General features: G+C 56.8%; 20 protein-coding genes. 4 read left to right on the top strand and 16 right to left on the bottom strand.

What is annotated here, in order from left to right; all coding sequences use genetic code 11:
- Positions 1-65: 65 nt before the first annotated feature.
- From ACMWJS_RS03640 to ACMWJS_RS03605, 8 genes are read right to left on the bottom strand one after another with little or no spacing between them, the layout of a single operon-like run.
- Positions 66-593, bottom strand: coding sequence for a DUF3833 domain-containing protein (locus ACMWJS_RS03640; RefSeq protein ID WP_414746624.1), 528 nt, complete (start codon positions 591-593; stop codon positions 66-68).
- A complete protein-coding gene (locus ACMWJS_RS03635; protein ID WP_048030580.1) occupies positions 590-1,111 on the bottom strand; it encodes a hypothetical protein in 522 nt (173 codons plus the stop codon). Before ACMWJS_RS03635 ends, ACMWJS_RS03640 begins: the two co-directional genes overlap by 4 nt.
- Positions 1,108-1,593 carry a DUF2878 domain-containing protein gene (locus tag ACMWJS_RS03630; RefSeq protein ID WP_414746623.1) on the bottom strand — a complete coding sequence of 162 codons (486 nt, stop codon included), beginning with the start codon at positions 1,591-1,593 and terminating at the stop codon, positions 1,108-1,110. Before ACMWJS_RS03630 ends, ACMWJS_RS03635 begins: the two co-directional genes overlap by 4 nt.
- On the bottom strand, positions 1,590-2,810 hold the full coding sequence (locus ACMWJS_RS03625) for an SAM-dependent methyltransferase (protein ID WP_262749535.1): 1,221 nt from the start codon (positions 2,808-2,810) through the stop codon (positions 1,590-1,592). Before ACMWJS_RS03625 ends, ACMWJS_RS03630 begins: the two co-directional genes overlap by 4 nt.
- Positions 2,807-3,529 carry a DUF1365 domain-containing protein gene (locus ACMWJS_RS03620; protein WP_262749534.1) on the bottom strand — a complete coding sequence of 241 codons (723 nt, stop codon included), beginning with the start codon at positions 3,527-3,529 and terminating at the stop codon, positions 2,807-2,809. The genes ACMWJS_RS03625 and ACMWJS_RS03620 overlap by 4 nt, the downstream gene beginning before the upstream one ends.
- 1 nt (position 3,530) lies before the next feature.
- Entirely contained in the window at positions 3,531-4,790 is a 1,260-nt protein-coding gene (locus ACMWJS_RS03615; RefSeq protein ID WP_414746622.1) for an NAD(P)/FAD-dependent oxidoreductase, read from the bottom strand.
- On the bottom strand, positions 4,787-5,506 hold the full coding sequence (locus ACMWJS_RS03610; protein ID WP_414746621.1) for an SDR family NAD(P)-dependent oxidoreductase: 720 nt from the start codon (positions 5,504-5,506) through the stop codon (positions 4,787-4,789). The genes ACMWJS_RS03615 and ACMWJS_RS03610 overlap by 4 nt, the downstream gene beginning before the upstream one ends.
- Positions 5,503-5,937 (bottom strand): nuclear transport factor 2 family protein, encoded by a 435-nt coding sequence (locus tag ACMWJS_RS03605; RefSeq protein WP_045910466.1) that lies wholly within the window; start codon positions 5,935-5,937, stop codon positions 5,503-5,505. The genes ACMWJS_RS03610 and ACMWJS_RS03605 overlap by 4 nt, the downstream gene beginning before the upstream one ends.
- Before the next feature lie 261 nt (positions 5,938-6,198).
- On the opposite strand from ACMWJS_RS03605, the gene ACMWJS_RS03600 reads away from it, so the two are divergent.
- Together ACMWJS_RS03600 and ACMWJS_RS03595 are read left to right on the top strand one after the other, a co-directional pair.
- The gene (locus ACMWJS_RS03600) at positions 6,199-6,396 is read left to right on the top strand and encodes a hypothetical protein (RefSeq protein WP_008502331.1); all 198 of its coding nucleotides are present in this window, start codon (positions 6,199-6,201) and stop codon (positions 6,394-6,396) included.
- Position 6,397: 1 nt separating this feature from the next.
- Positions 6,398-7,186 carry a hypothetical protein gene (locus ACMWJS_RS03595; protein WP_414746620.1) on the top strand — a complete coding sequence of 263 codons (789 nt, stop codon included), beginning with the start codon at positions 6,398-6,400 and terminating at the stop codon, positions 7,184-7,186.
- Here the strand turns inward: ACMWJS_RS03595 and ACMWJS_RS03590 are convergent.
- Together ACMWJS_RS03590 and ACMWJS_RS03585 are read right to left on the bottom strand one after the other, a co-directional pair.
- Positions 7,167-7,679 (bottom strand): N-acetyltransferase family protein, encoded by a 513-nt coding sequence (locus ACMWJS_RS03590; protein ID WP_414746619.1) that lies wholly within the window; start codon positions 7,677-7,679, stop codon positions 7,167-7,169. The two genes, ACMWJS_RS03595 and ACMWJS_RS03590, sit on opposite strands and share 20 nt — an antisense overlap.
- An 18-nt stretch (positions 7,680-7,697) precedes the next feature.
- Positions 7,698-8,102, bottom strand: a complete 405-nt coding sequence (locus ACMWJS_RS03585; protein WP_414746618.1) for a VOC family protein — start codon at positions 8,100-8,102, stop codon at positions 7,698-7,700.
- Positions 8,103-8,274: 172 nt separating this feature from the next.
- Here ACMWJS_RS03585 and ACMWJS_RS03580 point away from each other — a divergent pair, with 172 nt between their 5' ends.
- Positions 8,275-8,853 (top strand): histidine phosphatase family protein, encoded by a 579-nt coding sequence (locus tag ACMWJS_RS03580; RefSeq protein WP_262763929.1) that lies wholly within the window; start codon positions 8,275-8,277, stop codon positions 8,851-8,853.
- A 45-nt stretch (positions 8,854-8,898) separates the two neighbouring features.
- On the opposite strand, the gene ACMWJS_RS03575 is transcribed toward ACMWJS_RS03580, so the two are convergent.
- From ACMWJS_RS03575 to ACMWJS_RS03565, 3 genes are all read right to left on the bottom strand, one after another.
- Positions 8,899-9,729 carry an oxidoreductase gene (locus ACMWJS_RS03575; RefSeq protein ID WP_047748967.1) on the bottom strand — a complete coding sequence of 277 codons (831 nt, stop codon included), beginning with the start codon at positions 9,727-9,729 and terminating at the stop codon, positions 8,899-8,901.
- A gap of 116 nt (positions 9,730-9,845) precedes the next feature.
- A complete protein-coding gene (locus ACMWJS_RS03570) occupies positions 9,846-10,853 on the bottom strand; it encodes an AraC family transcriptional regulator (protein ID WP_008502337.1) in 1,008 nt (335 codons plus the stop codon).
- 81 nt (positions 10,854-10,934) lie between these two features.
- Complete coding sequence (locus ACMWJS_RS03565; RefSeq protein WP_414746617.1) at positions 10,935-11,519, bottom strand: TetR/AcrR family transcriptional regulator; 585 nt, start codon at positions 11,517-11,519, stop codon at positions 10,935-10,937.
- Between the two features lie 104 nt (positions 11,520-11,623).
- Here ACMWJS_RS03565 and ACMWJS_RS03560 point away from each other — a divergent pair, with 104 nt between their 5' ends.
- On the top strand, positions 11,624-12,091 hold the full coding sequence (locus ACMWJS_RS03560) for a DUF1348 family protein (protein WP_032645324.1): 468 nt from the start codon (positions 11,624-11,626) through the stop codon (positions 12,089-12,091).
- Between the two features lie 39 nt (positions 12,092-12,130).
- Here ACMWJS_RS03560 and ACMWJS_RS03555 read toward each other — a convergent pair whose 3' ends face one another.
- The 3 genes from ACMWJS_RS03555 to ACMWJS_RS03545 all read right to left on the bottom strand — a co-directional run bounded on the left by ACMWJS_RS03555 (position 12,131) and on the right by ACMWJS_RS03545 (position 14,567).
- Positions 12,131-12,670, bottom strand: coding sequence for an ester cyclase (locus ACMWJS_RS03555; protein WP_414746660.1), 540 nt, complete (start codon positions 12,668-12,670; stop codon positions 12,131-12,133).
- A 65-nt stretch (positions 12,671-12,735) separates the two neighbouring features.
- Positions 12,736-13,455: an SDR family oxidoreductase gene (locus tag ACMWJS_RS03550; RefSeq protein WP_414746616.1), complete on the bottom strand. Its 720-nt coding sequence runs from the start codon at positions 13,453-13,455 to the stop codon at positions 12,736-12,738.
- Positions 13,452-14,567, bottom strand: a complete 1,116-nt coding sequence (locus ACMWJS_RS03545; RefSeq protein WP_414746615.1) for an alkene reductase — start codon at positions 14,565-14,567, stop codon at positions 13,452-13,454. Before ACMWJS_RS03545 ends, ACMWJS_RS03550 begins: the two co-directional genes overlap by 4 nt.
- Between the last annotated feature and the right edge of the window lie 42 nt (positions 14,568-14,609).

The following is a 14,609-nucleotide window of genomic DNA, read 5'->3' as shown; positions in this document are numbered from 1 at the left end:
TTCATTTTCCCCTCACCCTAACCCTCTCCCCATAGGGGCGAGGGGATTGTTCACTGCTCGTATCATCACTCTTTACGGGTAAAGAACAGCGTCACCGTGGCGACGGTGACGCCCAGTTTCTTCATCTCGGTTTTATTAAACAGATGGTTCTCATCCTGCAGGTACATCCAGTCGTCAAAGTTCAGTAGCCAGGTGCTGCCGTTGGCCTTCACGTTCATGCTGTAATGCCAGTTGAACGCGTTGCCTGCGGCCTGCCCCGTCGCTACCCCTTCGATATCCCCCGCCGTGCCCTCATAGCGATCGTTCCCCAGGCGCCGGATATGCCAGATCCGCTGCTGCTTCTCGCCGTCGTCGTAAACGAAGTGCTCGTTCAGGGTCAGCGTATCGCCGATAACGTCCCCGGCAATCTCAACGTGAAAACGTCGGATCTGCTTGCCGCTGCGATCCTGCACCATCCCCCACGCTTCGGTTTTGCCCTGGAAGAAGTGGAAGATATCCAGCCGCGGCTGCTGGTGGCGGTACTCGGTCACCTCCGTGCTACAGCCCGCCAGCAGCATCGTTAATGCCAGCACCATCATCAGGAAACGTTTCATTTTTGGCCTCCGATTAACTGCTGACGCAGCTCAGGATATTGCGTACGGGGAGCCAGCCAGATGGCCAGAAAACGGGTACTGAACGCTTCTGACTGGCGTGGTCCCAGGGGAATAAAGGTTTTCTGAAGGGTCGGATCGCGGTACCAGAACTGCCCCTGCTGGTCATCAAGGACAAACGCCAGCTGTGAGCCCGGTCGAACATCCGGCCACAGCGACCGGAGCATCCGCAGCCAGGCTTCGCTTTGCGGTTCCTGCGCCAGGATCCCCTGCGCCTGCCACTGGTCGCGGGTCGCCTCGACCAGCTCATCGCGATCGATGTCGCGCGCATAGGTAATTATCAGCGCCTGATCCTGGTTCTCCCGACCGTAACGCCCGTCCGGCGTACGCAGCTGGGAGGTATAGACGGTGAACGGCCCCCAGGTGAGCGTGGCATCACCCACCTTACGCCACGCCAGCCAGTCGGCGGCCTGGGCCGCAGGCATGGCGATCAGCCAAAGCAGCAAAATCGCAGCTCTCATTTATGTCTCCCCATCAGCAGGTGGAAAAACAGCATCAACACCAGCCAACCCGGCGCCATACAGCTGACGACGATAAAAGTCGGCTCCAGAAATGTGATGGCATCCAGCCGCTCGCCAATCAGGTACGCCACCGGGCCTCCCACGGCGGCCAGCAGGGTCAGCAGCCAGCCGGGCAACGTGGTGGTGCGCGTAAGCTGCGTCCAGACGGTGGCGAACATCAGCCACAATGCCACCATCCATAGCGGCATCAGAGACTCGCCCGTGAAGGCTATCAGTCCCGTCAGCGCCCAGAGCGTATCCAGCAAACTGCCCGCCGCGGCCAGCCCGATGGCGTAAAAACGGTATACAGACGGCAAGAGCAGGCACGCCAGGATCGCCAGCGCGAGCCAGATAATCAGGCCCTTTTCGCGAAAGAGCACCACCAGCGTCCAGTAAAGATCGAACGCGACGGCCAGCAGAAAGACCTGAAGATATCGTTTCATACGCGCTCGGCGGTCAGCTGCACCACGCTGATGGTGCGGGCGTTAAACCCGGCTTCGCAGTAGCCAAAGTAGTACAGCCACATGCGGCGGAACCGCTCATCAAAGCCGAGCTTTTCAATCTCCTGCCAGGCGTGGACAAAGCGCTGTCGCCAGTGCGCCAGCGTGCGGGCGTAGTCCGGCCCCATGTCGAACAGATTGCGCACCACGAAATCGGTGTGGCGCGTCATCAGATCGTTCATCGCGGTGATGCTCGGCAGGAAGCCGCCGGGGAAAATGTAGCGCTGGATAAAATCGACGCTTTTGCTGTAGTCGCGATAGCGCTGATCCTGAATGGTGATGGCCTGAATCGCCATGCGTCCTCCCGGGCGCAGCCGCGCCTGGCAGGTACGGAAGAATGTGGGCAGATAGCGCTGCCCGACGGCTTCGATCATCTCTATCGAGACCAGCTTGTCGTACTGCCCGGTGAGGTCGCGATAGTCGCAGAGCAGCACCTCGACCCGATCCTGCAGTCCGGCGCGGGCAATCCGCTCGGTCGCCCAGACGTATTGTTCCTGCGATAGCGTGGTGGTGGTCACCCGACAGCCATAATGGCGGGCCGCGTATTCCGCCATCGCCCCCCAGCCAGTGCCAATTTCCAGCAGATGATCGCCCGGCTTCAGCGCCAGCTGTTCGCACAGACGCGCCATTTTGGCCTGCTGAGCCGCCGTGAGATCCTGCTCGTCCTCTGTAAACAAGGCGCTGGAATAGAGCAGCTCCTTATCCAGAAAATGGGCATAGAAGGTGTTACCCAGATCGTAATGGGCGGCAATATTTTCACGCGCCTGCGCGCGGGAGTTTCGTCGCGTCCAGTGGCGTAGCCGCTCCAGCGGCCTGCCGAACAGACGGAACCCGTTTTCCAGACGGCCAAGCACCTCGCCGTTGAGCGCCAGAAGTTCCAGTAGCGGCGTAAGGTGCGTAGTTTCCCATTCGCCGTCCATCCAGGCTTCTGCCGCGGCAAGGCTCCCGCCCGTTAAGACACGCCAGTAGACGCCGGGCGTCAGGATCTGTACATCGGCATGCAGCGCGGAGGATGACTCACCAAAATGAAAGGTCTGCGCCCCTTCACGCAGCGTGAGCGAGCCGCCGCGGATACCGCTTAACAGACGAAAAAGCAGCCAGCGCGCAAAGCGCACGTTGCGCGGGATATCGGGTTCTAACGCAAAGACGGGATCGGTCATGAGCGTTCACTCCTGCTGACGGGATGGTTATACAGCGGCACGCGCTTGAGCCACAGGCGCAGCGCCTGCCAGTAAATGGCGAAAACGGTTTTCAGGGTCATAAGCGGGATACGCAGGAGCAGCGAACGCAGCGCGGGGCGCGTCAGAGGCTCCCGGCGCAGCGCCAGCGTGGCGTCGAACACCTTCGCTTCCTGATGATTTTCAATGTGCATATGCAGCGTGTTATCCGGGTCGTTGAAGCGCCAGTGGTAGATCATGTCCATCGGGTTGAAGGGGGAAACGTGAAACGCTTTTTCCGTAGGCTGGGCATGTTGCCCGTCGACCGCGTAATAATGACGCTCGTTCCACGGCGTGTTGCGGACCTCCGCCAGCAGCCAGCGCAGGGTACCGTTCCCGTCATAGCAGTAGTAAAAGTTGACCGGGTTAAAATGGAACCCGAAATAGCGCAGCTGCGTCAGGAGCATGACCCGCCCGTCAGGACGTTCCCCGGTCAGGCTCTCCAGCCTGCTCAGCACGTTCTCTTTAAGCGGCGTGCCGAGCGGATAGTCCGCGTCATGGAAAGAGGCGGCAGCAAAGCGATTGCGCCGCACGCCGACGGACGCGAGCAGCGGCAGCTCATCGAGATCCAGCCAGGCCATAAACACGCTGTAGCGAAATTCATGGGTTTTCGGCTGCAGGCGGCGGTGGCGTAATACGCCGTGGTAAAGGCAGCTGTTCATCTCAGTTCCCCTCCCCGGCCGCTATCGCATTGACCACGTCCAGCGCGCTGCGCACCCCGTCCTCATGAAAACCGTTGTACCAGTAGGCTCCGCAGAACCAGCTCCGCCGGTTGCCGTTGATCTCGCCGCGCCGCGCCTGCGCCCGCCAGCTTTGCGGGTTAAACAGCGGATGCTCATAAACGAAGCGTTGCAGAACGAAGCGCTCATCCACCGCCGCGTCCGGGTTCAGGGTGACGCAGAACAGCGGGCTGCCCGCAGGCAGCCCCTGCAGGATATTCATGTTGTAGGTGACACAGGCGCTGGCCTGCGCCTGCTCGCTCAGGCGGTAGTTCCAGCTGGCCCAGGCGCGCGGCCGCACCGGCAGCCAGCGCGGGTCGCTGTGCAACACAACCTCGTTGCGCTGCCAGCCGATATCGCCCAGCACCTCGCGCTCTGCGGTGGTCGGGTCGTCAAGCATGGCCAGCGCCTGAGCGGAGTGGCAGGCAAATATCACCTGATCGAAGGTATGGCTGCCGTTTTCGAGCTGGAGCGTGACCCCGCGCTCGTGGCGGCTCACCTGCTGAACCGGCGTATCGAGATGCAGCGTCAGCCGATCGCCCAATTTGTCCAGCATCGCGCGGATATACTCCCGCGAGCCGCCCGGCACCACGTACCACTGCGGGCGATGGGTGATATCCAGCAGACCGTGGTTTTGGAAGAAACGTAAAAAGAGCGGCAGCGGGAAGCGCGTCATCTCCTGCAGCGACGATGACCAGATGGCGGCCCCCATCGGCAGAATATAGTGGCGCGCAAAAAACGGCGTAAAGCCGTGCTGGTCCAGAAACGTCTGCAGCGTGGCGTTCGGATCCACTTCCCCGTCCAGCGCCTGTTTTGCCAGGCAGTTAAAGCGTACGATCTCGCCCAGCAGCCGCCAGAATGCCGGATTCACCAGGTTTCGACGCTGGGCAAACAGCGACGTCAGCGTGTGGCCGTTGTACTCAAACCCCGTCGCGGGGTCGTGCACCGAAAAGCTCATCTGCGTTTTTTGCCCGCTGATGCCCAGCTCGCTGAGCAGGCCCATAAAGCGCGGGTAGGTACGGTCGTTGTAGACGATAAACCCGGTATCGATCGCGTATGTACCCTGTGGCGTCGTCACGTCAACCGTTGCGGTATGGCCGCCCGGCGTCGATCCCGCTTCAAACAGGGTCACCTGATGGTGTCCGGCCAGCCGCCAGGCGCAGGTCAGCCCGGCAATGCCGCTGCCGATAATCGCAATGTTCATGAACGCACCATCCTGCGCAGCAGCGTGCGCTGAAGAAACGCAGGCAGCCCGGAGAGCAGCCGCAAAATGAAGCCAAACCCGGACGGAAACGCGATGTGCATTTTCCCGGCCGCCAGTCCGATACGGATCGCCTTCACCGCCTCGTCGACGGTCACCCTGCCCGGCATGGCAAAATCGTTTTTTTGCGTCAGGGGCGTATCGACAAAGCCCGGAGAGACAACCGTGACGGCAATCCCTTTTGGCTCCCAGTCCAGGCGCAGGCTCTCGGCAAACCAGCTCAGCGCCGCTTTGGACGCGCCGTAGGCCTCTGCACGCGGGAAGGGAAGCCAGTGCGCCATTGAGCTCACCAGCACCACACGGTTACCGGCAACCAGCTGCGATTGTAGCACCTCAAGGCAGTTCACCGGCCCAAGGAAATTGGTGTTAATGACCCGCTCCACCAGCGCCGCATCCACCACGCCACCGTCGAGGTATTCGCAGGTACCCGCGCAGAGAATGATCAGGTCGGCGTAGCTGCCGGTCAGCGCCTGGCAACAGGCGTCCCTGTCCGTCATATCGAACAGGCGCACGGTGAGATTGGGGCAGGTCTGATGCAGCGCTTCCAGACGCGCCGGATCGCGCCCGCAGGCAATCACATGGTAGCCGTCAGCAGAGAAGGATTTCGCCAGCCCGGCGCCAATCCCCGAGCTTGCGCCGGTAATCAACACCGTCTTCATGATTTCACCCTCCGCTTCACGCCGCGAACCGCCCAGCCCAGCAGAGGAAGATGTTCGTAGATCATCTCTCCCGCATCGTAGTAGTCCCGCTGGCGCGTGATGAGATCGTTTTCCGTCTCCACCACCGAGCACCCCGGCAGATCGAGCGGTTCGCCTCCGGCAATGCGCGGATGCGACCAGTGCATCACCCAGGTGACAACAAACCGGTTCCCGCTGCACAGCGGCGGATCGATAGAAAAACGGCAGTTCTCGACGTTGGCCAGCAGATGGGTGAAATAGCGCTGAAGCGCAAAAATACCGTTGTGCTCACCGAAGGGATCGATAAGCGTGGCATTCGAATGATAAAGCCCCGCCAGCGCGGACGGCGGCTGGCTATCCAGTGCAGCGTAGTACTCGACAAACCGACTCACGACAGAGGGCAAAGTGCTCATGGGTCACATCCTGGCTGTAAACAACGTGGCGTAATCGCATAATTAAAACTTACACAATTAACGTTATTTGTCCAAGTTTGTGAGGGTTTATTTTTTATTGGTCATAAATATCAATAATTTGAACATTCACTCGTTTGATGGTTTTGTAGGCCGGGTAAGGCGTAGCCGCCACCCGGCTTTCACTCACTTTCAGGTTATCCTTAAGGCAAATTCAGCGGTCATCTTCCAGGCTTATCCTTTTTATTCATAAGGATGCCTGACATGAAACGTTTCTTTCTCTCCCTATTCTCAAGCCCGGAATCCTTACTGCAGGTGATGAGTCAGCAGGAAATTATTGAAGCCGTGGAAGATGGCGATCGCATCATCATCGACCAGGACGGGAACGCCTCGGTGAACTACAAGAGCAACGAGGTGCGGCAGGACTTTCTGCGTCACGTTAACGCGCTGAAGAGGGCCTGATATGGGAACGGCGATATTTATGGTGCTGATGGTCTGCGGGTACTGGTACACCAGTCGCGACCTGTCGACCCGCTTTAAAATCAAGCGTTCCTTTGGCTGGGACGTCTATTTTCTCGTTGCGCTTTACGGCTATATTTTCGTTCTTCAGGGGGTGATTGCTACGGGGTTGCTCTGGCTGCTGCTGCTTAGCCTTTCCGCCGCCAACAACGCTTTCCACTTTGCCTCACCGAGATACACCGACTGGCAAATCGACTTTATGAACTGGAGTTTTTTAGGCATTCAGGCGCCGGTGGTGGTAATGCTGGCGTTTGCCATCCTGTTTTGTCTCTACCGGTCTAACTGGGCAGGCAGCGCCAGGCTGGACGGCGAGAGCCGGAAAAAGCTCTACAAACGGCTTGCGCAGGCGAGCGGGATCGAGCAACTGCTCTATCAGTGTATGGAGCAAGGCGAGCTGGCGCAGGTCACGCTCCGCTCGAGGCGGATATACGTGGGTATGATCCACACCGCGACGCTGGAATATGAAAAAACGGCCAATATCGTGCTGATCCCGATGTTGAGCGGGTACCGGGACGAGAAGACGATGAACCTGCGCATAGAGAATAATTACAGCCGGTGGTACGCCGAGCATGACATTACGCTCGACTCGGAACCCCGCAGCGCCATGTCATTCCGCAAGGTGATTTTACTCAATCAGATTGAGAGCATCTCGCTGTTCGATCCCGCCAGCGCCAGCGCGCTGTCGCTGGCACAGCGGGACGAGAGCCCAGGCCCTAAAGAGACATCCCCATAATTCTGAGTATGCTCTGCTGTGAGGCTGTTTCAAAAAGGACGTTCTTAATGCAGAGCATGCCCTGCTTCTGGTAGAACCGGTACGCTCCTGCGTTCTGCTCAAGCACTTCCAGCCAGAGATAGTCCTTTCCCCTGCTCCGGGCCATGTCGATAATTTTATTGAACATGTCCTGACCATAGTTCTTGCCGGTTTCGGCAGGATCGAGGTAGAGCTTATTGAGGAGAACGCCCCTCTTGTCCGTTTCTGGAAGCATGGCGTCCCAGGTCACTTTCATAAACCCCACAGGCCGATCGGTCTCTGCAACATACCAGGACACAGTGTTATCTATCAGGCTCTGTTCAAGTACAGAAACGGCATACTCGCCGTCCAGAAAGGCCTTCATCTCGGCGTCTGATACCCACAGATGCTGAAAATGGGCGGGGTAAATGCGGTATCCAAGTTCGCTTAAGAGCGCAGAATCGGCCCCGGTGGCCTGTCGAATTCGAAGAGTCATGGAAGGTATCCCTGGTCATCACCCGCGTTGGGCATGTTGATAGAGGTCCCAGCGGTTGCCGTAAATATCTTCAAACACCACCACCATACCGTACTCTTCCTCACGAGGTTCTTCACAAAAATGAACGCCTTTTGCTTTCATGGCATGGTAATCGCGCCAAAAATCATCCGTCTGAAGGAACAGGAAAACTCGGCCACCGCATTGATTACCGATAAAACCTTCCTGCCTTTCGTTAGACGCACGAGCCAGCAAAATATTGCAGTCGCTTTCCGGGTTGGGTGAGATGACTACCCAGCGTTTCCCCGGTTGGGGCGTATCCTCTACAAGGGTAAACCCCAGCTTGTCGGTGTAGTATTCAATGGCACGATCGTAGTCATCAACCACAATAGCCACGCAGCCGAGGCATCGTTTCTGTGTTCTCATTTCCGTTACCTTTACTCTAAATGGTTATGCTCAGTGCTTTTCCACAGAATACGCGCGCGTGAAAATATTTTACAGACTGATCAGTCTGCTACGTACGCTCCAGGCTCAGACACACTAAAACGGGTGGGTGAAAGACCGCTTTCGATCGCGCTAATCTGCCCCTGAAGAAGGGATGATGGGTGATAAAAAACATATGGAAATTATTTTGATGCGCCACGGCGAACCCGAATACAGGGGCGCGGGAAAGGTGTCGTACAGGGAAATGGCGGGATGGATCGACAGCTATAACCGCTCTTCAACGGGCAGCGACAGACCTTCGGAGATGGCTCAAATCCTCGCGTACCGCGCGCTGACGTTTCTCAGCAGCCCTCTCCCGCGAGCCCTTTCATCGTTGAAAACGCTGGGGTGTGAACCTGGCTTAATTGATGAGGTTTTTCGGGAGGCAGAGCTGCCGGTGTTCCGTATTCCGGGGTTACGGCTATCGCCTTTTTACTGGGCAGCGCTGTTTCGCGTTCTTTGGCTCTGCGGCCTGTCTGGGGAGGCAGAGCGCGTAAGCGCCGTAAAAAAACGTGCCGCTAAGGCGGCAGAAATCCTGGTGAATGTCGCGAAGGACTCTGACGGCCCCGTCTTGCTCATGGGGCACGGAATGATCAATCGGTTTATTGCGAAGGAACTGATCGCATCAGGCTGGAAAGAACAGACTTCCCCGGTAACCGGTTACTGGGGAGCGGGGGTTTACAGCCTTGTGTAAGGGCACATACTGACACCGAGGATTGTTTCATCCTCGGCGCTTGGGTCATAGCGTCTGGCCAAGGATAACGCGATCGAACAGACGGTCTCCCAACCAGAGACGCATGCGGATGAGCATCTTTGCATACTTGCCGGCTGCATAACGTGTACGCGGATGAGGGCTTTTAACGGCGCGGGCAACCACGTCCGCAATCACCTTCGGGTCGCTGCCTCTGCCATTCCCGTATGCATTTTTGACCGATTTAGCCACCTTCTCCACGAGGCGAGCGTAAGGGCCATTTGCTGAACGTTTAACTATATTGCCGCTGACCACATCACCAAAGCCTGTCTCGATTAAACCCGGTTCAACAATCACAACCTTAATGCCAAATTCAGCCACTTCAAGACGCAGACAGTCAGACCATCCCTCAAGCGCATGTTTCGTTGCGTGATACCAGGCTCCCAGAAGGGTGTAAATCTTACCCCCCATAGAGGTGATATTAATAATGTAACCGCTGCGTCTGGCGCGCATGGCCGGGATCAGCAGTTGCGTAAGGCGGGCCGCACCAAACACGTTAACCTCAAACTGATAGCGAGCTTCATCAATACCGATCTCTTCTACCGGTCCATAGAGCCCAAAACCCGCGTTGTTGACCAGTACGTCAACCCCACCTGTCTGCGACATGATGGTATTCACGGCAACCACAATGTCTTCATCACGTGAGATATCCATCCGCAGAGGGTACGCGCCAAGCTGGGCGAGATCGTGCATTTTCTCAACGCTACGGGCAGCAGCGTAAACCTGATAGCCATCCTGAATAAGACGACGGGCGATGGCTTTGCCCATACCTGACGATGCACCGGTGACCAGCGCAGTTTTTTTGTCCTGAGTAAACATAGATACCTCGGTGAGTAGACTGTGGCTAGTTTGCTCTCCTTTGACCTCATGTTAACTAGCGTATCGCGCCATTTGACTCGCAAACTGCGCCATCAGAGCGATAAATACGCACGTGTTTACTCAAGACGCATGGCTGTCCTGGCCGCTTCAGGAGTCTGACCCGTCCAGGTCATAAATGCGCGATAGAATGAGTTAGGATCTTCGAAACCCAGCAAAAACGCGATCTCATACCCGGAAAGACGCGTATTACGAAGATAATGACGGGCCAGGTGTTCACGACACGCGTTGACAAGGTTGCGAAAGTTTTCCCCTTCCTGCTCAAGCCTTCGCTGCAGCGTGCGTTTGCTCATTCCCAGACGCTCAGCCGCTTTTTCAATAGTCGCTTCGTTACCGGGAATTAGCTCCAGGAGTACCGCTCGTACGCGCTCGGCGGTTGAAGCCCGTTCATTTAACTGACCGAGACGACGCTGCAGTTCCGGTTCAAATACCTGCCACATTCCCTCATTGACCGTTAAAAAGGGTCGAAGCGCATCGGCTGCGGAAAAGCTGATGGCGGGCTGTTCTCCGTATTGCACGTCAGCACCAAAGAAACGCGAAAAGTGGCTGTTCTGAACCGATGACGGTAGCGCAGAAACGCAGATCCGTAAGGGGTTAACCGGTTCGCGCGTTCCCAGCCGCAGAAGCTTGAGCAGGAAGCCCAACTCTGCCACCTGGAGAAACGGCGGAATAATTGTCGCAAAAAGCCAGCGCGGTGAGACGGTAAGGTTGCCGTTTTGGTCGACCGTTGTCTCCAGAACCATCGGAGCAATAAGCTGTTTATATCTGGCCAGACGCTGGACAGCCTGCATCATATTGCTGCTACACAGTGCGGCAAAAAGGGGCGGATCAAACACATCCGCAGAGATCAACTCAATGAGCGGGACGGGAAAGGCAGGATCGTTCGTTTCAGCCTCCAGCGCATTCCAGAAGCGAATGTATTCATTCGTATCGAGTCCCCGCGCTTTTTGTAAAAAGAGATCGTCAGGTAATCCTGCCCTGCGGAGGATGCGTTCTGGCTCAAGCCCCGCGTCTTTCAGCAGCGTTTTCCAGCTTATATCGAGAGCGAAAGTACGGTTATAGGCCATTTGCTCATTCCGGTGTGAAGGTTATTCAACGCTTAGTGTTGTTGTGTTGCTGGCGTTTGTCAGTCGTCGCAGGTGTAAACATTATTTGCTTCCTAAAAACGCTGATTCTAATGCCCTCTTCAACGACGTGATGACCTCATCCGTCTCCATGCCCATCTGCGCATGAATAATGGCGCCGTCAATGAGCAGCATGATTTCATTGACGACGCGCTCATCCGCGATGGTCGTCAGCGACGCAATAATATTCTTTGTTTCGATTTTATGATCGCGGCATATCGCTTTTATTTCGCTTTCAATATCTTCGGATTTGGCTTCGGCGCTGGCATTAATAAACGCACAGCCGTGGAACTCCGGCGAAATAAACCATTCACAGAGCGTTGCAGAAATCGCATCAGCAGGTATTTCGCCTTCATCGAGATGTCGGCGCAGCGTGGATTCAAACCAGTTAATCCATATTTCATGCCGATAGTGCAAATAGGCGAGAATAAGTAAACTTTTGCTCTGAAAATGGCGATAAAACGTCACCTTCGTCACTTTCGCCTCTTTAATCAGCGTATCCACCCCCGTCGCCCTGAAGCCCGTGGAATAAAACAGATCGTGCGCCGTCAGTAATATTTTATCCCGGACGCTAATTTTTGTTTCGTTGCCTGCGTGTTCAGTTTTCATTTTTTCGACAGCCTCAAAAAGGGTGTTGACAGCGTTATTTTTCAGGCATAGATTACCCCAGGTAGACAGATCTGTCTACATAAAATCACACTGAGGTAACCGCCATGAACACACGTCCTCCTTTACCGCCCTTCACCCGTGAAAGCGCCATCGAAAAAGTCAGGCTGGCAGAAGATGGCTGGAACAGTCGCGACCCGGCGAAAGTCGCGCTGGCCTATACGCTGGATACCCAATGGCGCAACCGCGCAGAGTTCGCCACCAACCGTGAAGAGGCCCGGGCGTTTCTGGAGCGGAAATGGAAAAAAGAGCTGGACTATCGTCTGATTAAAGAGCTGTGGGCCTTTACGGATAACCGCATCGCGGTCCGCTATGCCTATGAATGGCATGATGATTCAGGCAACTGGTTCCGCTCGTACGGCAATGAAAACTGGGAGTTTGAGCCGGACGGGCTGATGAAGCGCCGTTTTGCCTGCGTAAACGATATGCCGATAAAAGAATCCGAGCGACTGTTCCACTGGCCGCTGGGCAGACGCCCGGACGATCACCCGTCGCTGAGCGATCTGGGCTTATAGGATTTTTACATCACTCCGGGGCGCCCCGGAGTGATGGGTTTAGAGTGCGCCTAGCTGTTTCATCAGCGTCAGGTTGTCCTCAATATGCCAGTTTGCCGCAATTTTACCGTCGCGGACTTCATAAATATCCGTAGCGATGAAATCTATTTTCTGCCCTTTTCCTTTCAGCTTGCCAAATGTCCCGGTGAATGTGCCGTAAAAATGCAAATGCGAAACCACGCGAGTGCCTGAAATAATCATCTGTTCAACGTCACAGCGTAAGTCCGGCACGGCGGCACGAAACGCCCGGGAGGCTAAAATAGCGCCTTCAGGCCCTTGTTTACGACCTTCCGGGGGCGTTTTATCGATGAAATTCACCGCCAGCGCATCACGCGCCAGGGATTCTTCTCCCGTATTCCAGAACGTTGCATATTCTCTGGCAACGGCTTCATTCGCCCTTAATTGCGCCTGGGGCAAGCTATTATCAACAATAAGCTGTTTCGGCTGAAGCCATTCCAGCTGCGCCGAAAATGTGGTGCCGGACAGACCGGCAAGAATAAGCATCGCCACAGCTGGACGAAAACACGTCGTATATTTCATGATGTCTCTCAACAGAGTATTACGTTACCCGCAGACGATTTCCTGCGGTTCAAACCGGCGGGGATTCAGTTAATTAACGCCCCGCCCTCAATATCAATGACCGACCCCGTGACAAAGGGATTGTCCATGGCGAAGAGATATCCTTGCGCGATGTCCTCCGCCCTTCCCCAGGCTTTGGCTGGCAGGGTATCCGCCGCGCCGGCGAGCATTTTTTCCCGCGCGGCGGCGTCCATCCCCGCATACGCTTCCGTGTCGGTCAGCCCCGGACTCACGACGTTGACGCGCAGCGGGGAAAGCTCCTTCGCCAGCACTTTTATCGCGGCCTCAATGGCGGCATTCATCGTTGATTTTACGATGGCGCCCGCCACGGTGCGGCGCGCCACAAAGCCGCTGGTGAAGGTCAGCGTACCGCGGGGAGCGATGTTCCCGCTGAGATAGCGGGCGACATTGAGGCTTCCCCAGAATTTTGTATCAAAGGCATGTCTTGCCGCACGGAGATCCAGTCCGGAAAGGAGCCCTCCCGGCGCCTGTGAACCCGCCGTGACGACAATATTATTGACCTCGCCCAGCGTTTCACTGAGCGCAACAAGCTCTTCCTCACGGCTGATATCGAGCACGAGGGTGCTAACAGACGCGGCATGAGCGCTCAGTCGTTGCCGTGCCGCGTCCAGTTTCGCGCTGTCGCGCCCAGCAAGCATAATCTCCTCGCCGCGCCCGGCAAGCAGGGTGCCCACGGCGAAACCGATGCCGGAAGCGCCGCCGATAATTAAGGTTTTACGGGTCATAACGTTTCCTCCTGCAGGGTGTACGTTGGGTAATCGGTATAGCCCGTGGCGGTGCCGCCAAACAGCGTGGCGGGGTCGCGCACCTGGGCCAGCGGCAAGCGGTGCGACAGCCGGTGAGGCAAATCCGGGTTGGCAATAAACGGTCGTCCGAAGGCAATCAAATCGGCATAGCCCGCCGCCAGAATTTCTTCGGCTTTGGCAAGGTCATAGTTGCCCGCGACGATCAGCGTTCCGCTGAAGGTCTCGCGAAGGGATTGACGGAAACGCTCGGGTATCTGCGGCGCGTCGTCCCAGTCGGCTTCCGCCAGGTGGATGAACGCAATCCCCTTTTGTTCGCACCAGGCCGCAAGCGCGAGTATGGCTTCAGAGACCTGCGGGTCGTTCATCCCGCGCTGGGTAATAAACGGCGAAAGACGGATGCCCGTGCGCTCATGACCAATGGCCTCCGCAATGGCGCTTAACACCTCCTGGGCGAAGCGGATCCGGTTCGCCAGCGTGCCGCCGTACTCGTCGGTGCGTTTGTTGGAGGTTTGGCGCAGGAACTGGTCGATCAGATAGCCGTTTCCGCCGTGGACCTCCACGCCATCGAACCCGGCCTGAACGGCATTCAATGCGGCCTGGCGATAGTCCGCGACGATGTTCTGAATGTCCTTGCGTGAGAGCGTTCTCGGCTGCGGGCAGTCAACCATCTGGCCTTCCCCACGCTCATTCACCACCCACACCTGCGCGTCTGGCGCAAGGGCAGACGGGGCGACCGGCTGACCGTCCGGGTGAAAACTGGCGTGCGACATTCGCCCAACGTGCCAGAGCTGAGAAAAAATGACGCCGCCCGCCTGATGCACGGCCCCCGTCGTGAGCTGCCATCCTGAAACCTGCTCCGGCGAATGGATGCCGGGCGTCCAGGAGTATCCCTGACCCTGAGGCGAGATCTGCGTGGCTTCGGTGATGATTAACCCCGCGCTGGCCCGCTGCCGGTAATACTCGGCCATCAGCGCGGAGGGAATGTTGCCCGGCTGAAGGGAGCGCGCGCGGGTCATCGGTGCCATGACGATACGATTTTTCAGCTCTAACTGACCCAGCCTGTAACGTTCAAAGAGTGAGGTAGGTTTCATGTTTTCATCCCTTATGGTTTGGATGAAATCACTTTACAGTCG

This window comes from Enterobacter sp. HK-058-C-ECC, assembly GCF_047531125.1.
Taxonomy (GTDB): Bacteria; Pseudomonadota; Gammaproteobacteria; order Enterobacterales; family Enterobacteriaceae; genus Enterobacter; species Enterobacter quasiroggenkampii.
Note: the sequence above shows the minus strand (reverse complement) of the source record. Positions and strands in the feature narration are given on the sequence as shown.